The organism is Coprococcus sp. HCN-4056 (assembly GCF_037892645.1).
GTDB classification, from domain to species: Bacteria; Bacillota; Clostridia; order Lachnospirales; family Lachnospiraceae; genus Coprococcus; species Coprococcus ammoniilyticus.
The window spans coordinates 1-25,409 of the sequence record NZ_JBBKBL010000001.1; the positions used below are offsets into that span (position 1 = coordinate 1).

Here is a 25,409-nt window from a genome sequence, read left to right on the forward strand (position 1 = left end):
TTTGCTGCATCCGTTTCATTCTCAGCTATTGTATAATCTCCAATTGGAAGATCCTTGATCGTTACTTCTCCATTTGCCGGTACTTCGATATATACCTGAGAAGTACTTTCTTTGCTGTCCTTATCGTAATACTTGTTTGTTGCCTTATTTTTTACTGAAACCTTATAGACTGTTCCCGCTGTTGGTGTATAATCACCGCTTACTATCTTTTCAAGCTTCAGATCGCCCTTCTGTGGTGCAGTTGAATTGTCAAATCCTAAGGCACTTGCAGAATAAGTTCCTGCAATCGGCGTACCATCCGATTTATATTTCTTAACTGACACATTCTTCGTATAAATACCCTGGGCTGCATTTGCATCAACATCAAGAGATATAATATAGAAAGAAGTGTCGTAAGTCATTCCATCGACAGAGCCCTTCTGCTCTGACACCTTATAATAGAAGGTCTTTCCTATATCTGCTGTTGTATATTGAATCTCACCAAAGCTTCCGGCACCGGTCGTTTTGCTGGAGGTGGTCTGTCTGTTGACACCGCCTGATTTTCCACTGTATACTACTTTTCCGTCCGCCATACTTGGAGCATTGATCTCCATCAGATCAAATGTAAATTCTTCATAGCTCTGCAGAGAATCTATATCTCCATCTACCGTTTTCTCTACTGTAAAGCTGCCCGGCTTGTTCTCATAATACAGATATCCGCTGTTAAACCGCTGATCAACCCAGCTTGGAGCTACGACATCACTGCTACTCTTGCTGACCATGAAGTAATATGGCTCCTTCTGAACAGAGAAACCATCATCCGCCGTCTTTTCATACAATGCAAATACCTGATCATATGGAAGTCTGTTGATTTCCTTAGTTCCATCTGCGCCTAATGAGATATTACTCATAACCGGAGCAGGCTCAATATCTTTTATCCATTCGCCTGCAGCATTTGTCTTACATTTATATAATGCAAATACTGAACCATTTAACATCTGCATCTGATTGTTGCCATTTGTCCAATATTTATATAATGTAATAGAACCATATATTGATTCTACGCCCGCATGTGGCTCCTGAACAGTTGTTGAAATAGTTGAACTTGTTGATCCCTTTGAGCCTGTGTAACCTGTAAGGCTGAAGCTGTTTGATGCATTTGATGCATCCAGCTTTCCTCCAACCACCTGATTCACTTCTGCACGGTATACAAGCTTTAATGCTTTGCCATCCGGCAGATTCATCTTTACTGTTCTGCTTCCTGCATCATAGGAGTATGCACAGTTTGATGTGATATCTGTCCAGTTGGAAGCATCCTTTTCCGGATTACCGTCTCCATTATATGCATAGACATGGAGAGAGTCTGCCTGGAACAACAAGGCACTTCCCATTGTATCTTCTGCATGGATCGTACCTCCATTTGCAAGCTTAGCCGCATTTGTATTGACATATACGGTATATTCTACAACCTGATCTTTGACAGATGTTAATTCGCCGTTGTTCTTCTTCTGTTCCAGAATATATACACCTGACTTCTTGACTGTATCTCCAGGTGTGATCGTATTTGTTGTGGAGCTGCTTCCCTTGGATTCTCCGTTGTAGGAAACCTCTGCATTATTTGTAACATTGATCGATGCTCCATTCTTAACATAATCTGTTAATATATCATCTGCTACCGATGCAGAATATGTAATCTCTGCCACATACTTGGTAAATGAAGTATTCGATGCTACATCTGCTATACCATCCAATATCTGCTGTGTAACAGGGATCGAGTATGTGATCGTATGTCCGCTGATGCTTCCCGTGATGGCTGCTGCACTGCCATCTGCCTGTGAATACCACTGGTTTGCCCATTTTTTCAGCTGCAGCTCAGCATCATCATTAAACTGCAGCGTATCAGGCAACGTATCAGTAACTGTGATCACATCGCCAACCTTCAGATCATCGGAAATCTCAGATAAATTAATAGATAACGAATAATCGATCGTATTCAGTTTTGTTGTGCTGACCGTTCCTGTCTTATCCAGACTATTTGTATATTTATAATTTGCTTCTGCATCCGCAGAGAACTTTGTATCATTCTTATCCTTATAAGTCAGATTTGCATGGTTAATAAAATTTGCCCCATCTGTAAGATTTTCCGGCTTGGTAATAATTGTAACCTCTATAACCTGTCCCTTCTTTGATGCGATATACGCATCATCAAATCGGAACTGGATACCCCACTGATCTGCTTTCGTGACAGAAGCTACAATTCCATTTCCGGCTACCAGAGAACCATTGTTGATGACATTTGTTCCCTCAATATCCACATTAGACACAAATGACTGCCAGCTTCCATTTGATTTATCGGATTCATTTAATGACACTTCTGTGATCGTATCTGATGCAGGTATATTGATCGATATCTTCCATGTTAATGTACCATCTGCATTTGCTTTTACAAATTCCTTATCCAGAATACCCTTGCCATCTGTCTGCATGGTACCGGTCTTTTTATATTTCGTTCCATCAAAATCTACATCTACATCATTTGTAAGCACTGTCGGAAGTGCAGAATCCAAGGCAGTATCTGCTACATCCGTTGTATATGTGAATTTGTATGTATCACCATTCTTGGTAAAGTCACTAAGCTTCAGATCAGCAAGGCTTACCCCTGCCGGAAGACCGGAAGCTGTAAGATACTGTCCTAATGTATCCTTGATCGCTACGTTATTAATATCAAAGGTTGGATCCTTTGTCAGATCTCCCAACTGAAGCTCAACTGTCCATGTGATCGATGTCTTCTTGCCGGATGCATCCGTGTTCCAGGTTCCGTTCTTGGACAACGATGGTTTTCTGATATTAAGCCCTGTTGTAACACTGCCTGTATCCTTGTCATTGTCCTTATTCGTCTTATATTTTACTGAGAACTTATTGTCGAAGATATTCACATCACCTTCCGCAAATGCCTGCTTTACATCTGCTGCACTGACTGTTACATCATAGATGATCTTCGCTGTTTTTGCTGATTCATCCTTCGAATCAAGAACCATGCCTGACATTGCTGCCTGTGCATCTGACCAGCTTGTGTAACCGGTTCCGTTTACCTGTATATTTGATATATTCGTAAGCGCAGAACCCATCGTCTCTGTTGCATCCCCAAGCGTAACCTTGCCATTATATGCTGTGACCGTTACTTCATAGGACTGTGTGATAGAACCATCCGGATTCCATGTTACAGTACCCTTGCTCTTGTTGGAGCCTGCATAGCTTTCTGACTCATTCAGATCAACATTGACCGTAAAGCTGGCATCTCCGATCTTGATCGTTCCTTTATTCTCTGTATCCAGATCAGTATCTGCAAAATCAACAGAGCCATCAATATTTGCCCATCCATTGATCTCACTTTCATCCAGGAATTCATCTTTTAATGTAATATAACATTTTCCGTCCTGAATATACCAGGTACCAACATCAACACCGGTTTCATCATACAATTCTGTTTCTGCATAATCATTAATCGTAATTCCCTGTGCTGCCAGATCTACATTAAAACTCTTAAGTCTGGAATTATTTGCGATTGCCCATTTGAATGAAACTCCAACCTTATCACCATTCTTAACATTGGAATCGTCTGAAACCGTAGTTCCATTCACCTTGATCGTGAAATCACTAAGCGTCAAGCCATCCGGATTTGCCAAGGGCGTGATTCCTTTCTCACTTTCCTCCGCATCCGATGCCGTTGCTGGCTGTGCACTGTTTCCAGCTTTTGCACTGGTACTTCCAAGACCTGCTCCACCACTGATTGGTGAACAAACTGAGAAGACCATGAGCAATGCCAGTAAAAGCGCAACTACTTTTTTGCTTTTCCTTCCCATTCTCTTTACCTCCATTTGTTGTTCTTGTTCACTTTTTCTTTGTTGTTCTTTGCTCTTTTGTTGCTTCCTTCAGATATATTATTATACGCACCTCTTTAATTTTGAGCGCAGAAAACTACTATACCTGAATATAGATACTTAATATTATACACAACCGGATCTTCATTTCAATATATTTTCGCCTTAATTCTTTATAAATATAAACAGGAATCCCATATTTCGTTTATTCCGTAAAGAAACGCTCTCTTCGCATAACAAATTTCTGAAGTTTTTTACTTTATAAGACAAACTTTCCTATAAAGTAAAAAGAGCCGCTCCCCATAATCGGGAACGGCTCCTGTATTGTTGTCACATTTTCTATCTCTGTTGCTGCAGATATTCTGCAACTCGTCTGACTGAATTACCATCGCAGTCAGCAAATACATCTTTTCTAAATACTTCCAGCTTCTGATAATCATATGATTCAATCTGTCGGATCTCATTCACCAGATCTTCTGCAGACTTCACGATCGGACAGAACATTTCATTTGCAAATTCTTCTGCTGTCATCTGAATGCTGTCTTTTTCTATAAATGTCTCATAATCATATGCAGATGAATACATCGGTTTTCCAAGCAGCACACTCTCAAAGAATAAAGCACTGTAATCTCCTACGATCACATCGGCTGCCATCAGCAGTCTTCGTGCCGGAATCTCTTTTTCGAGCACCTTGCAGAAACCAGGGATCTCGTACTGTTTCAGGTTCTTTTCCTTCTGAACTGCCTGATCAAAATGAAGCACAACCATGTACTTATCCTGAAGCGCTGTCTGCATTTTGCTCAGAGAAAGCATCGCCGTCTTTCTGGTTTCTTTATCTTTTCTCCAGCTTGGCATATACAGAATGATCTTACGTCCATTCAGTTCCGGTATCAACTTCATAAGTGCATTTCTGGATTCCTCTATCAGCTTCTGGTCAAAATACTGATCCGTATTGCAGCTTCCCTTCAGTCCACAATAAACATTTCCATTTCCGGAATAGGTCTTACGGAACAGATCTTCCTGTCCTTCAGACGGAATCTGAAGCACCGAAACCGGATTCTGTGCAGCAAGATGCGCACCCTTTCTCTTCCACCTGATCTCATCAACAGCCTGAAGTTCTTTCTTATATAATGAAAATGCAAGCTCCGGCAACATAATCTGCTCTGTTTTCTCCCGAAGTTCACAGCGACACAGGATCGAAACAGGTTTTGAAGTCACAATATATCTTGCTGTTGCAAGCTCCCTTGCTAATAGCAGAAGATCCTTCTTTTTCTGATCCAGCATTAATACCTTACAGGAGATCTTCTGTTCCTTCAGATATTCCTTCAACTGGAACAATGGATCATTCTTTGTGAGTGCTCTTTCAGATAACAGAACGATCTGATCTACAATATCCGTTTCCGGAACGACCAGCTCATATGCCTCTGCAAATTCATCCGCAACCTTCTTCAGCTCCTGATATTTCTCATAAAATTCTTTATTCTTTTTCTGCTCATCCTTTGTAACCAGATTATCGTAATCCTTGTAATGTGCAAGCAGATAATCACGCACACGCTCCATGGAATGTCCGTCGCAGTTTGCAAACATCTTCTCCCGGAACTGATCCATCTTCTGATAATCATAGTGATCGATCTGCTTCAACTGATCCGCAAGCTCCTGTTCGGTTCTGACGATCGGGCAGAACAGGTTCTGATCAAATGCATTTGCATGCAGGGACATATTCAGCCCCTTGATGATCTTCTCATAATCATAGGCGGTCGAATATGCCGGCTTACGCAGAATCGTTGTCTCAAAGAAGGAATCTCTGTAATCACCTACGATCACATCACTTGCTACCATTAAGGCACGGATCGTCATACCATTGTTCTTGTTAATACATTTACTGAAGCCTTCTACTTCCAGTTCATTCTTAAATCCATTCTTGCTCTGGATCGCATTCAGGCTGACAACCACACAGTACTTATCACCGATCAGTTTGCTTAATGCCTGCATATTGAAGATTCTCGCCCATATGCTGCTGGAATTCACTCTACGAAGCGTTGGCATGTACAGGATAACCTTTCTGTCTGCTGTCTCCGGGAAAAGATCCTGCAGCTTCTGTTTTGCCTCACTGATGAAGTCCTTATCAAAATACATATCCGTACTGCAGTTTCCATACAGAACTTCCCGATCCATTTCCTTTGGCGAGAACTGCTTATCAAATTCCGCTCTCTGATGTTCCGATGGAACCTGAAGGATATCCGTATCATTATTCAGGACATAATCAAAATATTTCTGCTTCCATTTGAGGAAATAGCGAACCTCATACCCCTGATTATAAAGGTTAAATGCATTATCACGAAGCATGATCATATCTGTTCCCATTCTGAAGGATGTCCGGCAGAACAGGTGGATCGCTGCCGGAACAATAATGTATCTTGCAGATGCAACAATCGCTGCAATCTCTTCATCCGTCTTTTTGGTGTTACCCATACGAAGCAAAACAACCGAAAATTCCTTATGTGCTTTCATCATTTCTGCCATCTTGCCAAGATATCCGGATGTAAAATTCTTCGCATTTGTTACAAATACGATCTTGTTCTCAATACCGTATACATCCGATGCCTCGTCATATAATTCGGCAAATCGCTCTGCACGCTCCTTGATCTCTTCGTATTTCTCTTTGTATTTTCTGTTCTCTTCCAGTTCTCCTTCTGATAACAGTCTGCCGGAAGCATATCCATCACCCGGCATGATCTGGTACATCTCAAAATACCGTCTCTTTACTTCTTCCGAAGCACGGGTTACAGACATGGTGATACTCGTCGTAACACTTCCCATTCCACGGGTTTTCTCCTTCGACGCAAAGCTGTCTAACATCTTCATGGTAAATGGCGGTGCAAATTCACGCTTCTTACCATAGAGGGAAATCGAATCTACCAGCCCACCGATCTGCTCAGCAAATTCCTCATTTTCCAGATTATTTCTATAATAATTCAATGCAAATTCATACAGCATCCGGTCTGTATCTTCCGGTGTATGAAGTGGAAGCTTCGCATACTGATATGCAAATTCCGGAAGAAGTCTCTGCATGGAGTCAAACAGGCTCGTATCGTGTGGAACCGGAACAATGACCGGTTCTACCTTACCATCTACAACCTGGTATTTCTCAATACTCTTATATGGCATATTGGCAAAGATACCTTCCATAAAAAACTGTGCCGTATTATTGGTCGTGAAATTATATCGTACGGAATGACCAATCGTCGGAAGTACCGTTCTACTGTAATAGTAAGGTACATCCACTTCTTCCCCTACAATATCATGCCACAGTCTGACAAAGCAGTCCTGTGTATAACCTCTGCCCCAGTATTCCACAAAGGCAAATTTCTCTGTCCGGTCAATCTCCTGCTCCAGATATCTGCTGACAAGTACACGTTCTTCTGCTCCCTTTTTCATCAAATATTGATTATAGCTTTCAGACTTTTTAAATATGTCGATCAGACCATTTAATACTTTCTTATCTGTAAAATTAACTCCATCCAAAACAACCGCCGGGAAAAACTTACGGAACTGACGGTCCGTCAGATCCATTGCTTTTAACAGCTTGTCCTTAGAAGTGATATTTCCAAAACTGCCATATGGCTCCCAGAATTCACGGTCAACCTCATGGATAAAAGAAGGGATTCTCCATGTTCTTCTGGATGCATAGATGTATTTTGTCTTTACGTTAAGTCCCCGCGCCTCAATGATCGCATCTGCGATCCGTTTTAATGGATGTCCGTCACGGGAAATGAAATATAACGTCTGATATCCTCTTCTGATTGCATCCCGAAGCGCCCAGTCTACATATGGAACCATGCAGATCGTCACGAATGTGGATACAAATTCATCTCTTGTATATACTGCCTTTGCAGCCATTCTGGTCTGAAGTGCAGCCACCAGATAGGAATCATACGTTCCAAGCTGTTCTACCAACTGTGTCTGAATATCGGAAAATTCCGGTTTTGCAACCTGTCTTACTTCGATTCCAATCTTTCTTGGCGGATTGTGATCGGCAATCGGATTATCACCATAATGAACCCACTTCTTAAAATCATAATATGGTTCAAAACTTGCAAATACTTCAAAGAATAACTGCTGTGATACCTTCTGGACTCCATATTCACAGGACAGATACAGTGGCAGTTCTGTTAACATCGGCTCCGCTCTGCGGAGCATCTCAAGGATCACATCCTTCGGCAGATACATATCACTGACCAGAATAACCGTATCTTTCTGTGCCAGATATTTCTTAATCATATCGATCTGCTCCGGCAACGGGATTACATTGTCATATTCACATTCCAGCTCCCAAGCCTTTAGCTTCTGTACCTGCTCATCTGTCAGATTATATACGGATGCCATACGGGCAAAGATCTCATCAAACTGAATCTCAACCTTTTCTGATTCACGAAGTGCAATTGATTTATTATAATATTCTCTTACATTTGCTTCTGATGTTTTACGGATCGATGGATAATTCAGAACAAGCGCTCTTGGGAACCCTCCATCCTCCTGCATTTTTTCCTGTACATAGTAGAAGATGCCAACCGGATCGAGTACCTTTCTGGAAAACAGCGTATCAAAGATATCAAAGCTATACAGAGTTGGAAGCTCTACCTTCTCCGGTACAAATGCGATCGTGCTGTCAATGATCTTATCCATACTGTCTGAAGTAGAATACTCCCAGTACAGCTTACTGATCCGATCCAGACTATCGCTGATGTCGTCTTTCTCATATTCCGAAAGTGCCTGAACCAATTCATCAAAATTCTTACATTTTCGGCCCGGTGTAACCTCATCATAATCCATCGGGAAATCCAGATCGTCATTGTCAAAGTCAAACGCATACCGCAGGAAATGCTTGCAGCCTGCCGCAATAAAATCTGTAAATATAGAGGAATAATCCATGATACACAGATCGATCTTATCCAAGATCTCATAGAAATCATTGGTGTTATCCCAGAACAAAAGCCATTTACAATCTGCATATCTCTGCTTTGCCCAGAGGAAGCCCTGTTCCTTTTCAAGCAGCGGATGCATCTTAAATATCATCAACAGATGCTCTTTCTCACATACCTCTATGATACGGTCAATATCCGGAATTGCCTTGGAGAACAGCTCACCATCCGGATTATTCCGATACGTTGGTGTATATGCAACAATCTTGGTATCCTCCGGAAGCCCCTTCTGTCCGATCAGATCATGATCATATGTTTCAATCTTCTTATAATTCGCTTGATACAGGCATCTTGGATATCCGGCTCTTACGATCTGCTTCTCCGTTAATCCAAGCTCCGCCTTTGCTATATTCTCGATAAATGCAGATGGTGCCAGATATAATTCATAGGTACGATAATATTCATTTCTTGCAATATATTTCTTTGCAAGTTCCGGCAGTAAACGTCCTTCTTTGATCTTACGCTCTACAACCTTTACACCGCCAACACCGTGCCAGAGATTCAGATACTTTGCTTGTTCCAGTCCATCCGGAATAAATGCCTTTACCTGCTCAGAAACCAGTACGCCGGTATAGCTGATGATCGTTTCTGCCTGAGGTGTTCCCATGCGATATGCATGAAAGCCCATACCACGGATCATCTCGATCAGTTCTACATCATCACACAGCCAGTATGGAACAATATCTTTTCTATAATTATTGATATACAAAAACAGATATTTTGGATTCCCCCGAAAATCATTACTGTACTGTCCGGCACAGAACGCCCATACCTTGTCCTTTTCTTTTCCCGCGCAGATCTGGTGAACCTCTGCTACCTCTCTCTCATTTTCCTCATCGATCAATGCCTGCTGACGTTCCTTTTCCTCCAGGCGTTCCTGCTCCAGTGCCTGTTTTTCCTGCTCTATATCCCGTTCTTCTGTTTTAATCTCTATTTCAAGTTTTTCATCTTTTTTATCTGTATCTCTACTAAAAAACTTTTTCAATCCGCTTAAACGCATCTCTTCCTAACTCCTCTATTATTTGTAAACATAATTGAATTTATTATAAATCATATCCCTGTTGCATACAAGTACCTGTTATATTTATTAAGATTCCACCTATGTACAAGTCGCTTTTTTTGCTGTATGATTATTTTTACTTATTTGACTTAAAAATATATTAAAGAGGGTTTTATCTATGAAAACAATTACAACAAAAAAGAAAAACACATGGGATATCATCTCCGATTACCGTGGTGTTCTGATGGGAATATCTATTATATGCATTATAGTATTTCATTATGTGGAGGACTGTGGCATCTATCACGTCCACAAAAACGGATGGGTAGAATTTTTCCGTAACTATATCACCAGTTCAAGTGTAGACGGTTTTCTTTTCTTATCCGGTTTTGGTTTGTACTACGCAATGAAAAAGCATCCGGATATTTCCCAGTTTTATAAGCGGAGATTTACCAAAATCCTGATTCCATATTTTCTGGTATCTATACCCGCTCTTTGCTGGAATGATCTTTTCTTTGAAAAAACAGGAATAAAGGCATTTTTTTCTGATATATTTTTCTATTCATTTTTTACACGGGGAATGGCATGGTTCTGGTATATCCTGTTAATATGCTTTTGTTATCTTATTTTTCCATTCATATTCCGGGTATTGGATAAAGCGCCAGATGAAGAATCCGAACAAATGCGTCTGATCAATCTTTTCACATTTTTCACTATGATAGCCATAGTAGTCCAATTATCAAATAAAGGCTTTTTCAGCAATATCAATCTGGCTTTATTACGTATTCCATTTTTCTGTCTTGGCTGCTTTATTGGTAAATACTCCTATGAAAAGCGCCCTATATCCTATGGTACATATGGTTTGATGCTTTTATCTTTATTCGCAATCCAATTTCGGAAGGGCAGCAAAATTATATTTGCGCGATATTCTGCTGCTTTTCTTAATATCAGTGCATGTATCTTAATTGCAATTCTATTTGGTAAATTGAAGCGTTTTGAGAAATTACATAACTGCATAAAAAAGTTTTTTGAGTGGTTTGGCAAATATTCCCTGGAATTATATCTGACGCACGTTACTGTACGAGGCATTATGAGAGATTACGGCTACCATACCTGTTATGGACGATACGAACTGATCATGGTTGCTATATCCATCGTACTGGCGCTGATTTTAAACCGCCTGACAAATCTTATCACCAAGATCCGCATACCCGCTATTCATCATGCAAAATAACAGGATCTGAATTTTAGATTTTAAAAGGAGAATGAGTTTTCGATACTCATTCTCCTTTTTCTATACAAATATTATTTTCCTTATTATGTATTCATATATAATATATTTTTATACCGAATATAACTCATGAAGAATTGTAATTGCCTCTTCTTTATATTTATGTTTCTTCAAATCTTTCTCATTTACATGCTCACCGTTTTGTTTTTTATTTTTCAAGTCTAACCAGGCATACATCTTAAAAGGTATCAGATATTCTGCTCCCAGAACACATATGTCATTTATAATCTTACGTCCCTGTAACATAAAATTATAAAAATCATCATTTAATAATATCGCAAGCTGTTCCTCCAATAATTGTATAACAATCTACATATGCCTTAATTTCTCCCGAAATGTATCTATCCCAACTACCATGCATATTCCTCCAACATTTCTTCAATCGAGCCTTCAACTCTTTCATCTTCTACATCTGATAAAGACATACATAAAGATATAGGATCTACCATGCCATTTTTTGAAAACCGATCAGGATTATATTTCCAAAATTCAATTCTTATCATATCCTTATTATCTTCCCATCTTTCATCTATTTTTTTAAATGTATATTCTTTTGCCATAGATTTATCAATGGCAACACTTTCAATAACCGAAGGATTCAACATCGAATAATTAGAAAGAGCGCTTTCGCCTGATACAGGCATGTCGGTAAACTGATTCAGATTCTCTACTACAAACGACTTCTGCACCGGATTGATCAGATATCGTTTTGCTTTTATAAATAATTGATAGCCACTATCCTCGGTCCACATATAACATTCTTTTCCATCTGTTTTCTGACATATCAGTCCCATCTTTTCTAGTTGTTCACTGGCTCTTGTAATCGATGTCTTTGTAACATTCAGATATTCTGCAGCCTGTTTTTTCATAATTTTCTTATTTTTGCACTCGTATATTAAATACAAAAATAAGCTCTGTGTAACAGGCATCATTTTTTCGGTTTTTATTTCTTTCTTTTTCCTGAATGAATTGTGTATTGCGATTCCCAAAAATGGAAGGTACATCTGTTTATCATCCGCCACAAAAGGAATCCGATGCCCAATAAGTGCATCCCGCTGAGCTCTGGTAATATTTCCAAACCAATAAGCAACAGGCAGATTTGTCTTTTCTTCATATTGCATTTGCTGTTTTTTTAAAGCAATTACGCCAAATTTTTCAGAATCTGCTAATTTAACTAATATAAATGCATTTTCTTTATCCAATACCTCGTAAATGCTTCTTTGGGACAGCATATAAACCGGAAGTCCCTTTATTTTTTCAATTTTTTTCATTTCAAAATCAGTTCCAAACATTTGATTCATTGTATTTATCATAAAGTGCCTCCTTTAGTAACATATTTTTATATAAAATAACATTTTATTAGTTATTATTCAAGTTTTTTGTAATTAAAAAGAACAGGTCATAACAACCCGTTCTTTTTCTTTATCCGATATTTTTTTATTTCTCCGAAATAATATCCGCATACCTGCCATTCACCGCACGAAGCAGATCATCCGGTTTCAGCATGATCTGTTCACCCAGGCGTCCACCGGATACGATCATCTGAGGAAGTGTTTCCGCACTTTCATGGATCACGGTCGGATATGCTTTCTTCATGCCGATCGGTGTACAGCCGCCACGGATATAGCCGGTAACCTTGTTAATATCTTTCACCGGAAGCAGTTCCAGGTTCTTCTCGCCAACCACTCTGGCTGCTTTTTTCAGATCGATCTCTTTGTCGATCGGTAATGCAAATACATAATAGCCCTGACTCTTTCCAACTGTTACGATCGTCTTAAAGCTCTCCTCATAACTCTGTCCGAGCATATCTGCAATATGCACACCATCAATGAACTCTTCACAGTTATATTGATTGAGCGTATACGGAATCTTCATACGATCGAGAATCCGCATCGCATTTGTCTTTGTCTCTTTTCCCATCGTTTCTTATATCCTTACACACTCATGAATATTCAGAACACGTTCGAGCCGTGCTGTTAATGCATTCGCTGTAAATGGTTTACAGATGTAGTCTTCCGCTCCTGCTTCAAAGCATTTTGTCTCTGAATACTCGTCTGTAACTGCCGTCAGGAAAATAACCGGAATACTCTTATATTCCTGATTTACTTTCAGTCTGGATATCACATCATATCCATCCATACCCGGCATCTTCAGATCAAGCAGGATGACATCCGGATGAATCCGTTCCAGGACACGGAACGCCTTCTGTCCATCATTCACGGCTGATACTTCAAATTTGTCCTCCAGGATTCCCTGGATCATATCAAGTATCATCTTATCATCATCTATAACCAATACTGTTCGTTTCACTTAAGTATCCTCCTAATATCCGTTTCCAGTTTTTCTGCCAGTTCATAAGCTTTATCCATATCATAATCCGAAACATACTGATACAGCTTATCGAGTATTCCATAATACTTTGCACCCATTTCATCTGCTAACTCCGGTATCTCTGTCTTGTACAATCGTTCCAGACAGGTGCATGCAGCTTTCTCTTTATACTCAAAAACAGCAGTTTTTAAATCACTGATGATCGTAAGCATCTCCGTTATATTTGTGACCGCTTCTTTTTCTATTTTACCATCTGTTTCTATATTCGCAAGCCATTTTTTTATCTGCTCCAGAAGCTCCCGGTACCGGCTTACTACCTGGTCATGATTCATCTGAATGTACGTCATTGCCGTCTGTGGATCCTTACAGGCTTCTTCCAGCCCTGCAGCGGCTATCGCCATAGAATCTGCACCAATGCTTGCGGATATTCCCTTCAGACCATGGATCGTTATATCATAATTAAAGATGTCTTCTTTGTTCTTACATTCTTCAAGCTTCCGGATCCGTTCTTCACTTCCATCCAGATAAGTCTGCAGCAGACTGATATACAGTTCTCTGCTTCCGCCAATATAGGATAAGGCTTTCGCGATATCAATTCCCGGTATGCTCCATTCTTCTTCCTGCTTTGGATCCGATGTGCCGTCTGTTTCCTGTCCTTCTGTGGCAGTATCTCCATTCCCATCTCCACATTCCGTTACATATTCCTGCGGAAGATTATCTTTTATGATCTGTTCAAAGCGTTCCGGATCGATCGGTTTCGACAGATATCCGCAGAAACCGGCATCCAGATAAGTCTGCTTTGCACCCGATAATGCATTTGCCGTGATCGCAACTGCCGGAATATCCTTATAGATACCGCCATCCATGGTCTTCACATGCTGGAGCATCTCGATTCCATCCATCTCCGGCATCATATGATCGATCAGCAGAAGCTGATAGGAATGCTGGCGAATCAGCTTCAGGCCTTCCGCCGCACTAAGTGCCGTATCGATCTGAAGTTTTGTATTCTTTGCAAGTCCGACCACGATCTTCAGATTAACCTCATTATCATCTACAACCAGGATCCGGGCATCCTCTGCATGGAAGGACTCATGATAACGAACCTCATGATGAAGCTTTTCTTTGTATTTCTTTCTGTAATCCCCGATCTGTTCTTCATTTACGATCTCCTGTCCAACCGTTGCCGTAAACGTGGAACCTTCACCATATACACTGCTGACTGTAATATCTCCACCCATTGCAACCAGCAGATTCTTGGTGATCGGAAGTCCCAGTCCAGTACCTTCAACTGAGCGGTTCCTCTTCAGATCCAGTCGTTCAAAATTTGTAAACAGCTTATCCATATCCTCACTCCGCATACCAATTCCAGTATCGGAAACTTCAATCGTCAGGTCCTGTTTATTATCCACAACGGTTCCTGTGATATAGAGACGAACTTCACCCTTTTCTGTATATTTTACTGCATTTGTTAAAAGGTTCATGATAATCTGTTTGATACGCACCTCATCACCCTTCAGATTCTCATGCAGCTCCGGTTCTACATAGATCTTAAGTTCCAGCCCTTTTTCCATAATACGCTTCTGGATGGATCGTTCGACATCCTCTACAAGGCTGCTCAGTGAATAGTTCTCGTTCACCAGATATACCTTTCCGGATTCGATCTTGGACAGATCCAGAATATCACTGATGATCGTAAGCAACGATTTACCGGAATTCTTGATATACATGGCATATTCCTTGATATGTGGCTGTCTGCTCTCCCGGAGCACCAGTTCATTCATACCCAGGATCGCATTTAACGGAGTCCGGATCTCATGTGAAATGTTTGCAAGAAATGCAGATTTGCTGTTCGCCGCAGTCTCTGCTTCTTCTGCCTTCTGTTTCAAACGAACCTGAAGCTGCTTGTTCCATGCGATCACCACAAGAAGCATCAGACTGCCAATCAATATGATAAGCAGATCCAAAATCGTCTCGCTGACATCGAATGAACCTGTCTGTGATATATAGCGACCGGCAAGAACCATATACAAATAATAAACAATGGTACTGATCAGCATAAATATATTCAGTTCCATCTTCTGGTACAATGACACAACAACAGCTGCCGCAAGAAACATATCAGTCAGGCGGTTATGTTCACCCGGAATCAGTCCGTACATCGCAACGATCGCGAACAGGCAGCCCGACATACATAATCCATGTATCTTTACCGTAGTCTTTCTGATAAAAGTCACAAGAAAGCTGACCAACATAGTTGCCAATGTCATGATAATAAACATCGGGGCTTTCTGAAACCGATAAAACATCATGATAAAATATGTGGCAAAAAGGATATATACATAAAACACAACCTTTTTCACCCGTTTATCATCCTGCAGAACAGAACCTGAAGCATATCTCTCAACTTCGATCGAATCTCTGCCTTTTTTTCCCGTCCGGTATACACGAACAAACAGGTTCATATAAAGCATAAAGAATACCAGCAATACAACAGCCAGTGTCACCGCAGAAGGGATCGCATTTTTTGCTGCCAGCATGCTGACTTCATTCTTATCCACGATCGCAACCACATACCAGTTATCCAGGATTGGCTTCACAGATATCCATGCACTGTCTGTTTTATAGCTGACAGTACCTTCTGTCTTCAACGCAAGTTCCTTATCAATATCTGAAACATAAGTCTCATATGCGTCCGTTCTGTGATACATACTGTCCAGCGTCTTTCCCATATATGCAGGCTCTCCGCCTGCAATAATGCTTCCGGTCTGATCAACAATATAGATCTCACCCGTTCCTGCATCCAACTCTTTCAGAAGATCTGACAGTTCCTCCAGATCAACATCTACACCGATCAGGTTCGAACCGTCCCGGAACATACGTCCAACGGATACCACCTGCCGGTTCGTCTTCATATCCAGATATGGTGTCGTGATCGTAAGCTCTGTACCATTCTGCTTCATCTCCTGATACCAGGGACGTTTCTCGACCTGATACCCATCCGGCTGTTCCCATGCAGTGCTTAACATCAGTTCTCCGTCAATATATCCATAAATCCCCAGATACTGCATACTTTCTTCATTTTTCAGATAATCGGTCTGTTCGGTAAAATATGCACGGAACTCATCCATATTATGTCCTGACTCATGCATATACTGCACGGTGAAATAATTCACTGTCAGAATATCGACCGCATCCGACAGACAGTTCTGACAGGACATGGCGGCATAATCCATATTATTGTTCATCTCATCATCCACCTGTTCCGTTGTCTCCCGGATCTCTCTTGCACAGAAGATCAGGATCACGCCTGCCATAAGGATCACAAATATACTTATATAAAATACCAGTCTTTTATATGCTCTTTTTACCATCGTTCACACTCCCCGCCTCTTATCCGCATTTATACCGTTCCCGATCAGGATCTGTCTGCTAGATTCCTGACTCAAGCAGTTCCTTCAGATGCTCCAATCGCATCTCAAACTGCTCATAAAAATCCCTGTTCTCCTCATATCTTGCAACATACATGATATTCAGAATATACATACACATCTGCTTGATCCGTGCATTTTTTCTTTCTTCTTCCCCGTCCTGCATACGGATCCGTGCAAATGCCTCCTGCACCTGCTTCTGAAAATCATGCCACGCATTAATGTACTCTGTATATCTCGGCAGATCCGGGGTATCGATCCATTTCGATACCTTGACCTTCACCTTGCCTGCCCGATCACATTCGTGGATCTGAAGGAAATATTTAAATCCGCCATCCTCATAATATCTGCCAAGCGGAAACAGTCTGCAGAATCCCGGTCTTGCCGCATGGATCCCACATCTGCCTGCTTCATTTAAAAAAGTGCATGCTCCATTTACCATCTTGATATTTGGAAGGATCAGCCCATCTACAACATTTAACTCAATCGTATCGGCAAGCAGAGCTTCAAAACTCTTCCCTGTCTCCTTTGTCAGTCTGCTCACATCCAACGGATCTAAGATGATGGAATTTCCCATTCCCTCACAGCAGGCATGACACCCTTTACATTCATTACAATATGCTTTTACCATATCCGTCTGATCATATAAACGACCATCCGATATCTCTTCCAGACTACAATTTCTAAGCATGCTGTTTTACCTCACACAATACTCCATATTTTATCTTGATCCGGTCCAGTTTCAGCAGAAATGGCCGGGCCATGATCCACAAAAACAGAACCGTCGCAAATCCCTGTACTACATCAAACGGAAAGCCGGTTACATACGCTGCCACGATCATCTTAAGGTTCACTGCCGGCTGCCACATGATCACCGATGCCGGATTCATGATACCGCCATAGATCAGAATACAGCACAGGCCGCCAAAGATACACAGGCCAAGTTTCGTCACATTCTGACTTCTGACCCGGCTGTTATTAAATACAAGTCCCGCCGCAAAACCAACCAGGCCAAGCGAAAACATCTGCCATGGTGTCCACGGTCCCTGTCCAAATACCATATTCGATACCAGCATCGTCACCGCTCCGGTCACAAATCCGGTTTCGCATCCAAATGCTACCCCGCTGATGATCACGATCGCCATAACCGGATTAAAATTCGGTATCATTAAAAAAGCTGTTCTTCCGACCGCAGCAAGTGCACACAGAACTGCCACCGTTACAATATCCCGTGCTCCCAGTGTCTTTGTCTCAAAGGCTGCAAGGAATGGTATCATCATTTCGATCAGAACCAGAAGGGAAATAAAATAATACTTCCGGTCTGACAGAACCGTCTTGCCAAACCAGATCGTTCCTGCCACTGCTGCAATACAAAGAACCGTTATGATCAATTTTTTTCTGCTGATCCGGTTCCTTCTGCGCAGGTCAATATCCTGATCCCTGTTTCTTCCGACCGGACGCAGCAACAGAATATATATGACCGTCGCTAATATAAATATACCATACAAGATCAGATATTGTATACCTTCTCCGGTCACCACTCCATCCTCGATCAGACGCGTCAGATCCGCCTGTGTCATTGTCTTATAAAAGCAGAACATCATGATAACCGTTGTAAGGAGAAGTCCCAGTTTTCGGACAAATGACATTTTTTCCGTTTTTTTCTCCTGTATTGATATCTCGCTTTGAACGCCGCTTCCTATCCGATCTTCTTCTGTCTCTACTTCGTCATTTTCCTGTCTGTTCCCGGCATCTGTCCATACAGTTCCGTCATCTATATCGTCATCCGGGTAATCCCATGCACCGGTTTTGCCATATGCATGCAGGATATCCCCAACCGTTACAGCGCCCCGGATTGTTCCTTTTGCTATTCTGGCTGCCGCAGTCGTATAGAATTCATTTCCTGAAAAATAATCGTTTGTTCCCGCAACCGTTGCCACTCTGCCATCAAAGATCAGACAGATCCTGTCAGCCGTTTCTGCGCAGAATTCAATATCATGACTTACCATCACGATCGTATGTCCGGAAGCTTTAAGCTTCTTCATCATATGCGAAAACCGTTTTTTAAATGCTGCATCCATGCCCTTTGTCGGTTCATCCATCAGTATCACATCCGGAGCAGCAAGCAGTACCTTTGCAAGTCCAAGTCTCTGCTGTTCTCCCCCTGATAGATCATATGGATGCTGCGTCAGTACAGATTCCAGCCGACAGAAATGAATACTTTTCCAGATCATTTCCTTCGAAATCTCCTGCTCCGCCACCTCAAACGTCCCATGTCTGCGGATCAGTCCCAGTTCTTCTCCAACTGTATTTGCAGTAAATAACAGCTTGGGATCCTGTGGAAGATATCCGATCCGGAGTTGCTTCTCCCGCCGGATCCTGCCTCTGTCCGGCCGGTAGTTCCCTGCGATCAGGGATAACAATGTTGACTTTCCGCATCCATTTGTACCATTTATGGCAAGGATCTCCTGCCGCTTTACCGACAAGGTAAGTCCGGACAATACCTCTTTCTCCATGGATGGATAATGAAAAAATACATCCTTAATATCGATCACGTTCTCCGCTGTCTGGTTTTTCCCTTGTGTATCCGCCCGCTCTGCCTGTCCCTTTGCTATCGCCTGTTCATGGTCTTCATCATACTGCCGCAGCCATTCTCTGCCCTCTGCAACTGTAACCGGACAGTCTGAAACTCCATAACCAGACAATCCAAATGCTATCCTGCATGCCGCAGGGATCTCGATTGCCGGTGCATTCTGTGCCAACAGCACCACGCCATCTGCAATGCTTCCATCATAGATCACTCTGCCATCTTCCATCAGAATGAACTGGCTGCACATCGGCCAGATTTCCTCCAGTCTGTGTTCTGTCAGGATCACCGTAGTTCCAAGTTCCCGGTTAATACGATACAGGCACTGGAAAAATTCCCTCGCTGCCATTGGATCTAACTGGCTTGCCGGCTCATCTAAGATCACCACCTCGGGCGCCATTGCCATGACTGACGCCAGGTTTACCAACTGCTTCTGTCCGCCGGACAATTCATTTACCTTTTTGTGAAAAATCCCATCCAGACCAAAGAACGAACACATTTCCGCTACCCGCTTCTGAATAAAGGCATTGTCATATCCAAGACTTTCCAACCCAAATGCAAGCTCATGCCATACCTTATCCGTTACAAGCTGTGCATCTACATCCTGTACAACAAATCCGATCTGCTCCGTCTGTACACGATCATCTATGTCTCCAAGTTTTTTCCCTTGAAAACAGACAGTTCCTTCCCGTTTTCCACGAGGTGTCAAAACGGATTTCAACTGTCTGAGCAATGTCGTCTTCCCACTTCCGGAACCACCTGCGACAATGACAAAACTGCCCTTTTCTATGGAAAGGCCGATATCCTTTAATACCGGCTTCAGATAAACATCATCCCTCTCCGATGCAATATCCGGATATGCAAATGTCAGATTATCGATCTCATATAATTTCATCTTTTCTTCCTTTCCCGGATTTCCTGATACAAATGCATCACACATGGCAGGCTTACTAATAACAGATAGCCTGCAAATACCGCAGTTCCCATTCCGCCTGATTCATTTCCTGTTATATCCGGATAATACTGCCAGTCGATCACGCCCTGGATCATTCCTGCCGCAACAAAGCTTCCCGCTGCCAGAATCACGGCCAGACAGCAGCCATCACTTTTTCTAAAATGAAATAACGAATATGCTGTCCTGCCTTTTAACCCATATCCCCGGCTCTTCATACTGTCACCTGTTATGACCGCCCGTTCTAACGCCCAGGTTGCTGCCGAAGAGATCACCCGCATACCGGTTCGAAGCCGTTTAAAATATTTCCCAGACATCACACAGCCTGACGCTTTCTGTGCCTGATATACCTGTCGGATCCTTGCGGTAAATTCCGGCAGGAACTTCAACGTCATAGACAGAACGATCGACAGATACGGTGCCAGCCGCCCAAACAGATAGATCATTTTATCAGAAGTCATGATCCTGTTGAAGGATGAGAACCAGCACAGTACTGTCACCAGCATTACAGCAGCCGCTATACCATACAGAATAGATTCGAGCGTCAGCGGATTGCCGGACGGCAGATACCGCAGGATCGTCACCCCCTGATGACTGAATGCCGGATTAATGAGTGCCGTCAATATCACAACCGGCAGCATATAGCGCAGATTCTGATATAGTGCCCGTCTGCCATTCAGGCAGATAGAATATGAGACCGCTCCCAAAAAAGCGATCCCTAAACTAACCGGATGAAGCGACATCATTGCAAATCCGATGACAAATATAAAATATATCAAATTCACGATTGGATGACTGTCTGCAAATGCATCCCTTCTGATCTTCTTCACCTGTTTCTCCTGTCTGTTATTCAAAATATGGATTTCCTACATCTGCTCCAAGGTCACAGGTGTATTTCCATTCAATCTTATCTCCATCTTTCAATACATATTTCGAGCATCCAAATGCCGGGAACTTCCCATTGACACAATACTCCCAACCGGATAATTCTCCGCAGTCAAATTCATACAGATTATGGATTCCCTCAATGTAGTAGCTTCCGTATAATGCAGTAAAGGAATATTCAAGCTGTATACTCTTTTTTTTCGTAATATCCTTTAATACATCAAATACGGTCTGTCCCTTTTTAAATTCTACCTCGACTTCCTTCAGGATCCAGCCATCGGCAGGTACACAGGACTGCTTGCTCTTATCTAACATATTCCAGTTTTTCAGAATATTATCGCAATTAATCGATATCGTGCAGGTATATGTCTGCTCCTCGGTCGGCTTCTGCTCTGTCGTTTCCGGTTCTTCCGTTGTTGCAGGCTTCTCCGGTTTCTGATGCGCCGGCCGTTCCGTCGTTGGAGCTTCTGTCGTATTCTGCCCCGATTCTTCTTCCGTCGTTGGCTGTTCCGTTGTTTTCGGTTCTTTTGTTTCAGTCGTTTGTTCCGTCGTTGGCTGTTCGGTCAGAACCTCTGTCGTCCCTGAGGAGCCTTGTCCATCCGGACCATATGGATCCTGTCCATCTTCTGTTGCCACTCCTTCTGATGTCTCATCTGTACGGTCTGTATCCTGACTATCAGCGTCCTGACCGTCTGTTGTTTCCGATTCCGTCATCGATGACCTTCCGGTTTTCTCCTGACCGGTTTCAGTTTCTGCCAGCTCGGTCGAATTCCGGAATTCCGTATGCTGCTTTCCAAATCCGGAAAAGCCTCTGGAACCCGGTGCATTTCCACCATACCAGAATGCCACGGTAAGGATCAGCACCACCGCCAGAATACCAATTATTTTTTTTATATTTTTTTTAATGAACTTCATATGCTGCTGCTTTCTGTCATATGGTATTTATTGTACCTGTAATTTCTGCTTTCCGGGCATCTGCATGTTTATTCATCTTCTACGATCCCGATCATGCCCGGATATTTACGGTCTTGCTCCAACTGCTGTAATACTTCTTTTTATTCACCGTTTTACAGCTCCGGATCCGTATATAGTATTTCTTTCCGGCTTTTAATCCGGTTATAGTCTTTTTCACGGTTCCGGCTTTTTTTATCGCGATCGTCTTTGCCCCCTGCATGGATGCCTTCGTTCCATACATGATCTGGTAACTGTTCGCCTTCGTATTCTTCTTCCAGGAACACTTCAGTCTGCCTTTTCCTGTCTTTTTCACTTTCAGGGCCGGCTGTTTTACCCGGTATACTGTGTGTATGGAACTGTATGCTCCATATACACCATCCGCATACGCCCGTATCTTATATGCGTATTTGCTTCCATTTGTAACTTTAGTATCTGTAAAGGAACATCCATTTGCCGCCTTTACCGCCTTATATTTCTTCCAGGAGCCATTTCCCGCTTTACGATATATGATATATTTCTCTGCGCCTGTCGTCTTTTTCCATTTCAGCCGGATTCCGGTTTCTGTATTTGTCGCCGAAGAAATCACCGTTGCCGTCGGTGCGATCGTGATCGTTCTGCTTACGCTTCCGGTATAATCACCCTTACCTTTTACTACGACCGTTGCCTTGCCTGGCATTTTATTATTCTTATATGTGACTGTATAATCTGTGTCTTTTTTTAAAGTGATCGTTGTTCCATCCAGCTTTTTACAGGTAACAGTCACTGCAGGTCTGATCGTCTTTCCGGTATATGTGTATGCGGTCTTTGAAATGGTTACGCTGCAATCTGCCAGCTCCATAACACATGCTTTATCCGCATCTGTCATATCATATAAGGTTGCTTTTTTATTCCGGAACCTCTGATACGCTACCAATGCGTAAAACGACTGCTCGGTCGCCATCTGATTGCCGGATTTTTCCGTGTCTACATGTTTAAACATACCGGTTGATGGTATATAAAAATACAACAGACCATCCAGCACAGACTTTCCATTTTTTACAAAACGACTGTCCGTTCTTCCATCAATTCCAAGACTGGATAAAGCCACCAGCACCTGTGCCGTGCTTTCTGCATTCTCACTTCCATATGAGCTGTATGCCCCGGAGGTTTTCTGCATATCTGAGAGAACTTGTATGTTCCGGTCCACTGCTTCCCTGATCTGCTTCTGAAGCTCTGTTCCAACAGTTATCCGTCCGGTATAATATGGTACAAATGCCTGCAATGCCATTGCTGTCACATCCGGATCTGCCCCCTGTGAATCACTTTTCGTCAGATTAAATCCACCATCTGTAAGCTCACTGCTTAATATATAAGATAACAATTTTTCTCTGGATACCTGGGCTGTTGTTTTACCCGATGAGATCTGCGGTATCTCATAATTACCGGAATCCAACGCAATCAACGCCCAGATTGGTCCATTTAAGCCCTGTTTTTTTACATATGTCATATCCGACAAAGCTGCTGTCAGATCATACCCTTCTACGTTTGACGCATCTATCCCCATAGCAGTCAGTGCAAGAATGGCTCTGGAATTTTCCGTTCCCTTTCTGCTGTCGAGCTTCAATGGCACAGTCTTTGCACTTCCGCCTGTAGTTGTTCCATCAGCAGATGCCTGTGCTTCTCCGGCTACCTGTAATACCCGTACCAGATTCTCATAATAGGCACGATACCACAATACATTCTTCCGTCCATAACGGCTTTCTCCGATCACAGCCCACTCGCCACCGATTGAAGCATTTGCAGGGCCATACCAGTCTACGACAGAAGTTCCGCCTGTTTCATCTGCCACTTCCACCTTATAGGTTGTCAGCTTTTTCTCGATTGCAACAGACGTTTCCTTCAAAGCCGCCTTATAATCAATAGAAGTATCCGAAGCTGCCTCTACCTGGCTAAGCCCCGCGATCACACCTGTGCCTGCCTGTTTACCAGTTCCATCAAATGCTCCATTCACAGCAACCTGTCCAAACAAGGAAACAGCCATCACCATTACCAACATATAACTAACAATTTTCGTCCAACGCGATCTATACATTTTCTCTCTGTTTTCTTTTATCTTTCTCATTCTAACCTCATATCATTTCAAAATACATCATGCCCTGCAGCCATGATCTTCATAATCTTTCTTAACAAGTTTTCCTAACAAGCTCATCCATAATGCTCATACATAATACCTGATTCCGCATGGAAATCCCTTATATCAAGCCTATACTAGCAATTATAAAACAATGTGTCAACAGCGAGGATCTGGCAGGGGAACTTGGCAATTCTATAAAACCCACACCATGTCCAGATATTTCTTTATGCAGAGCACTTTCGTTCTATTTTAACGTAATGGTACTAGATTCACCGCTAGGCGGTTCATCAAGAACCAACGTGAAAAAAGGTCTGCCAAAAGAAATATCTGGACATGGTGAGGATGCTTTACAGTATTGCCCAGCAATCCACTATATAAAATTACACAATATAACAAAAGAGGATAGTCAATATCCATTTTACAGACCTTGTCTCACGTCGGTCCTTAATGAACCGCCCCTGCGGTGAATTTAGTACCGTTACGTGAGACACGAACGCAAGTGTGCTGTAAAATGGATATTGACTATCCCCTTGTTATATTGTGTAATTTACGCATTCTCTTCAGCCTGCTGCTTCATGAGCTCCTTGAAGAACGCATCCTTCTCCGGATAACGTTTCCGCATGAACACCGGCTTATTGTTCTCATCCAGCAGACAATGGCAGGATGTGCCGACGCACCGAAGCTCTCCAGTCTTCTTGTCATGTACTTCATAGGAAAATCCAATACGGATGCCTGTGTACTCTGCAAGCTTTACATAGATCACAATGTTGTCTCCATATCTGGACATGGTTTTGTATTCCGCAGATACCGACAATACCGGAATAATGATATTGTCGTCCTCGATGGTCTTGTAATCCCATCCAATCTGCTTCATCCAGTCCAGTCTCGCTTCCTCAAACCATCTGATATAGTTAGAATGATGAACAATTCCCATTCTGTCAGTTTCATAGTAATAAACCATACGCTCATATGGCTTAATTTCCATATCTATCATTTTATGAACATCTCCATTTCCTGCCTGCTTCT

General features: G+C 42.2%; 13 protein-coding genes. 1 reads left to right on the forward strand and 12 read right to left on the reverse strand.

The features are described from left to right. Window positions 1-3,842, reverse strand: a 3,842-nt coding sequence (locus tag WKT03_RS00005) for a Spy0128 family protein (RefSeq protein WP_340390708.1), incomplete at its 3' end; no start/stop codon positions are given. Window positions 3,843-4,199: 357 nt separating this feature from the next. After that, entirely contained in the window at window positions 4,200-9,842 is a 5,643-nt protein-coding gene (locus tag WKT03_RS00010; protein WP_340390710.1) for a CDP-glycerol glycerophosphotransferase family protein, read from the reverse strand. Window positions 9,843-10,086: 244 nt separating this feature from the next. On the opposite strand from WKT03_RS00010, the gene WKT03_RS00015 reads away from it, so the two are divergent. Further along, window positions 10,087-11,076: an acyltransferase family protein gene (locus tag WKT03_RS00015; RefSeq protein ID WP_182428137.1), complete on the forward strand. Its 990-nt coding sequence runs from the start codon at window positions 10,087-10,089 to the stop codon at window positions 11,074-11,076. A gap of 407 nt (window positions 11,077-11,483) precedes the next feature. On the opposite strand, the gene WKT03_RS00020 is transcribed toward WKT03_RS00015, so the two are convergent. The 10 genes from WKT03_RS00020 to WKT03_RS00065 all read right to left on the reverse strand — a co-directional run bounded on the left by WKT03_RS00020 (window position 11,484) and on the right by WKT03_RS00065 (window position 25,377). Continuing rightward, entirely contained in the window at window positions 11,484-12,446 is a 963-nt protein-coding gene (locus tag WKT03_RS00020) for a MarR family transcriptional regulator (protein ID WP_340390712.1), read from the reverse strand. 124 nt (window positions 12,447-12,570) lie between these two features. Then, window positions 12,571-13,053 carry a Cys-tRNA(Pro) deacylase gene (gene ybaK, locus WKT03_RS00025; RefSeq protein WP_021944702.1) on the reverse strand — a complete coding sequence of 161 codons (483 nt, stop codon included), beginning with the start codon at window positions 13,051-13,053 and terminating at the stop codon, window positions 12,571-12,573. Window positions 13,054-13,059: 6 nt separating this feature from the next. Next, window positions 13,060-13,443: a response regulator gene (locus WKT03_RS00030; protein ID WP_117822343.1), complete on the reverse strand. Its 384-nt coding sequence runs from the start codon at window positions 13,441-13,443 to the stop codon at window positions 13,060-13,062. After that, on the reverse strand, window positions 13,440-16,835 hold the full coding sequence (locus tag WKT03_RS00035; protein ID WP_340390715.1) for an ATP-binding protein: 3,396 nt from the start codon (window positions 16,833-16,835) through the stop codon (window positions 13,440-13,442). The genes WKT03_RS00030 and WKT03_RS00035 overlap by 4 nt, the downstream gene beginning before the upstream one ends. A 58-nt stretch (window positions 16,836-16,893) precedes the next feature. Then, window positions 16,894-17,583 (reverse strand): YkgJ family cysteine cluster protein, encoded by a 690-nt coding sequence (locus WKT03_RS00040; RefSeq protein WP_340390716.1) that lies wholly within the window; start codon window positions 17,581-17,583, stop codon window positions 16,894-16,896. Next, window positions 17,576-20,374 (reverse strand): ECF transporter S component, encoded by a 2,799-nt coding sequence (locus WKT03_RS00045; RefSeq protein WP_340390717.1) that lies wholly within the window; start codon window positions 20,372-20,374, stop codon window positions 17,576-17,578. Before WKT03_RS00045 ends, WKT03_RS00040 begins: the two co-directional genes overlap by 8 nt. Beyond that, complete coding sequence (locus WKT03_RS00050; RefSeq protein WP_340390718.1) at window positions 20,371-21,285, reverse strand: energy-coupling factor transporter transmembrane component T; 915 nt, start codon at window positions 21,283-21,285, stop codon at window positions 20,371-20,373. Before WKT03_RS00050 ends, WKT03_RS00045 begins: the two co-directional genes overlap by 4 nt. Continuing rightward, the gene (locus WKT03_RS00055; RefSeq protein ID WP_340390719.1) at window positions 21,278-22,231 is read right to left on the reverse strand and encodes a DUF4430 domain-containing protein; all 954 of its coding nucleotides are present in this window, start codon (window positions 22,229-22,231) and stop codon (window positions 21,278-21,280) included. Before WKT03_RS00055 ends, WKT03_RS00050 begins: the two co-directional genes overlap by 8 nt. Before the next feature lie 91 nt (window positions 22,232-22,322). Next, on the reverse strand, window positions 22,323-24,371 hold the full coding sequence (locus WKT03_RS00060; protein WP_340390720.1) for a hypothetical protein: 2,049 nt from the start codon (window positions 24,369-24,371) through the stop codon (window positions 22,323-22,325). A gap of 559 nt (window positions 24,372-24,930) precedes the next feature. Then, on the reverse strand, window positions 24,931-25,377 hold the full coding sequence (locus tag WKT03_RS00065; RefSeq protein WP_021944694.1) for an acyl-CoA thioesterase: 447 nt from the start codon (window positions 25,375-25,377) through the stop codon (window positions 24,931-24,933). Between the last annotated feature and the right edge of the window lie 32 nt (window positions 25,378-25,409).

Coding starts and splice junctions, on each gene's coding strand:
- ybaK (WP_021944702.1), bottom strand. CDS start 13,053: ATGGGAAAAGAGACAAAGACAAATGCGATGCGGATTCTCGATCGTATG.
- WKT03_RS00035 (WP_340390715.1), bottom strand. CDS start 16,835: ATGGTAAAAAGAGCATATAAAAGACTGGTATTTTATATAAGTATATTT.
- WKT03_RS00065 (WP_021944694.1), bottom strand. CDS start 25,377: ATGATAGATATGGAAATTAAGCCATATGAGCGTATGGTTTATTACTAT.
- WKT03_RS00060 (WP_340390720.1), bottom strand. CDS start 24,371: ATGAGAAAGATAAAAGAAAACAGAGAGAAAATGTATAGATCGCGTTGG.
- WKT03_RS00040 (WP_340390716.1), bottom strand. CDS start 17,583: ATGCTTAGAAATTGTAGTCTGGAAGAGATATCGGATGGTCGTTTATAT.
- WKT03_RS00055 (WP_340390719.1), bottom strand. CDS start 22,231: ATGAAGTTCATTAAAAAAAATATAAAAAAAATAATTGGTATTCTGGCG.
- WKT03_RS00010 (WP_340390710.1), bottom strand. CDS start 9,842: ATGCGTTTAAGCGGATTGAAAAAGTTTTTTAGTAGAGATACAGATAAA.
- WKT03_RS00015 (WP_182428137.1), top strand. CDS start 10,087: ATGGGAATATCTATTATATGCATTATAGTATTTCATTATGTGGAGGAC.
- WKT03_RS00045 (WP_340390717.1), bottom strand. CDS start 20,374: ATGAAATTATATGAGATCGATAATCTGACATTTGCATATCCGGATATT.
- WKT03_RS00020 (WP_340390712.1), bottom strand. CDS start 12,446: ATGATAAATACAATGAATCAAATGTTTGGAACTGATTTTGAAATGAAA.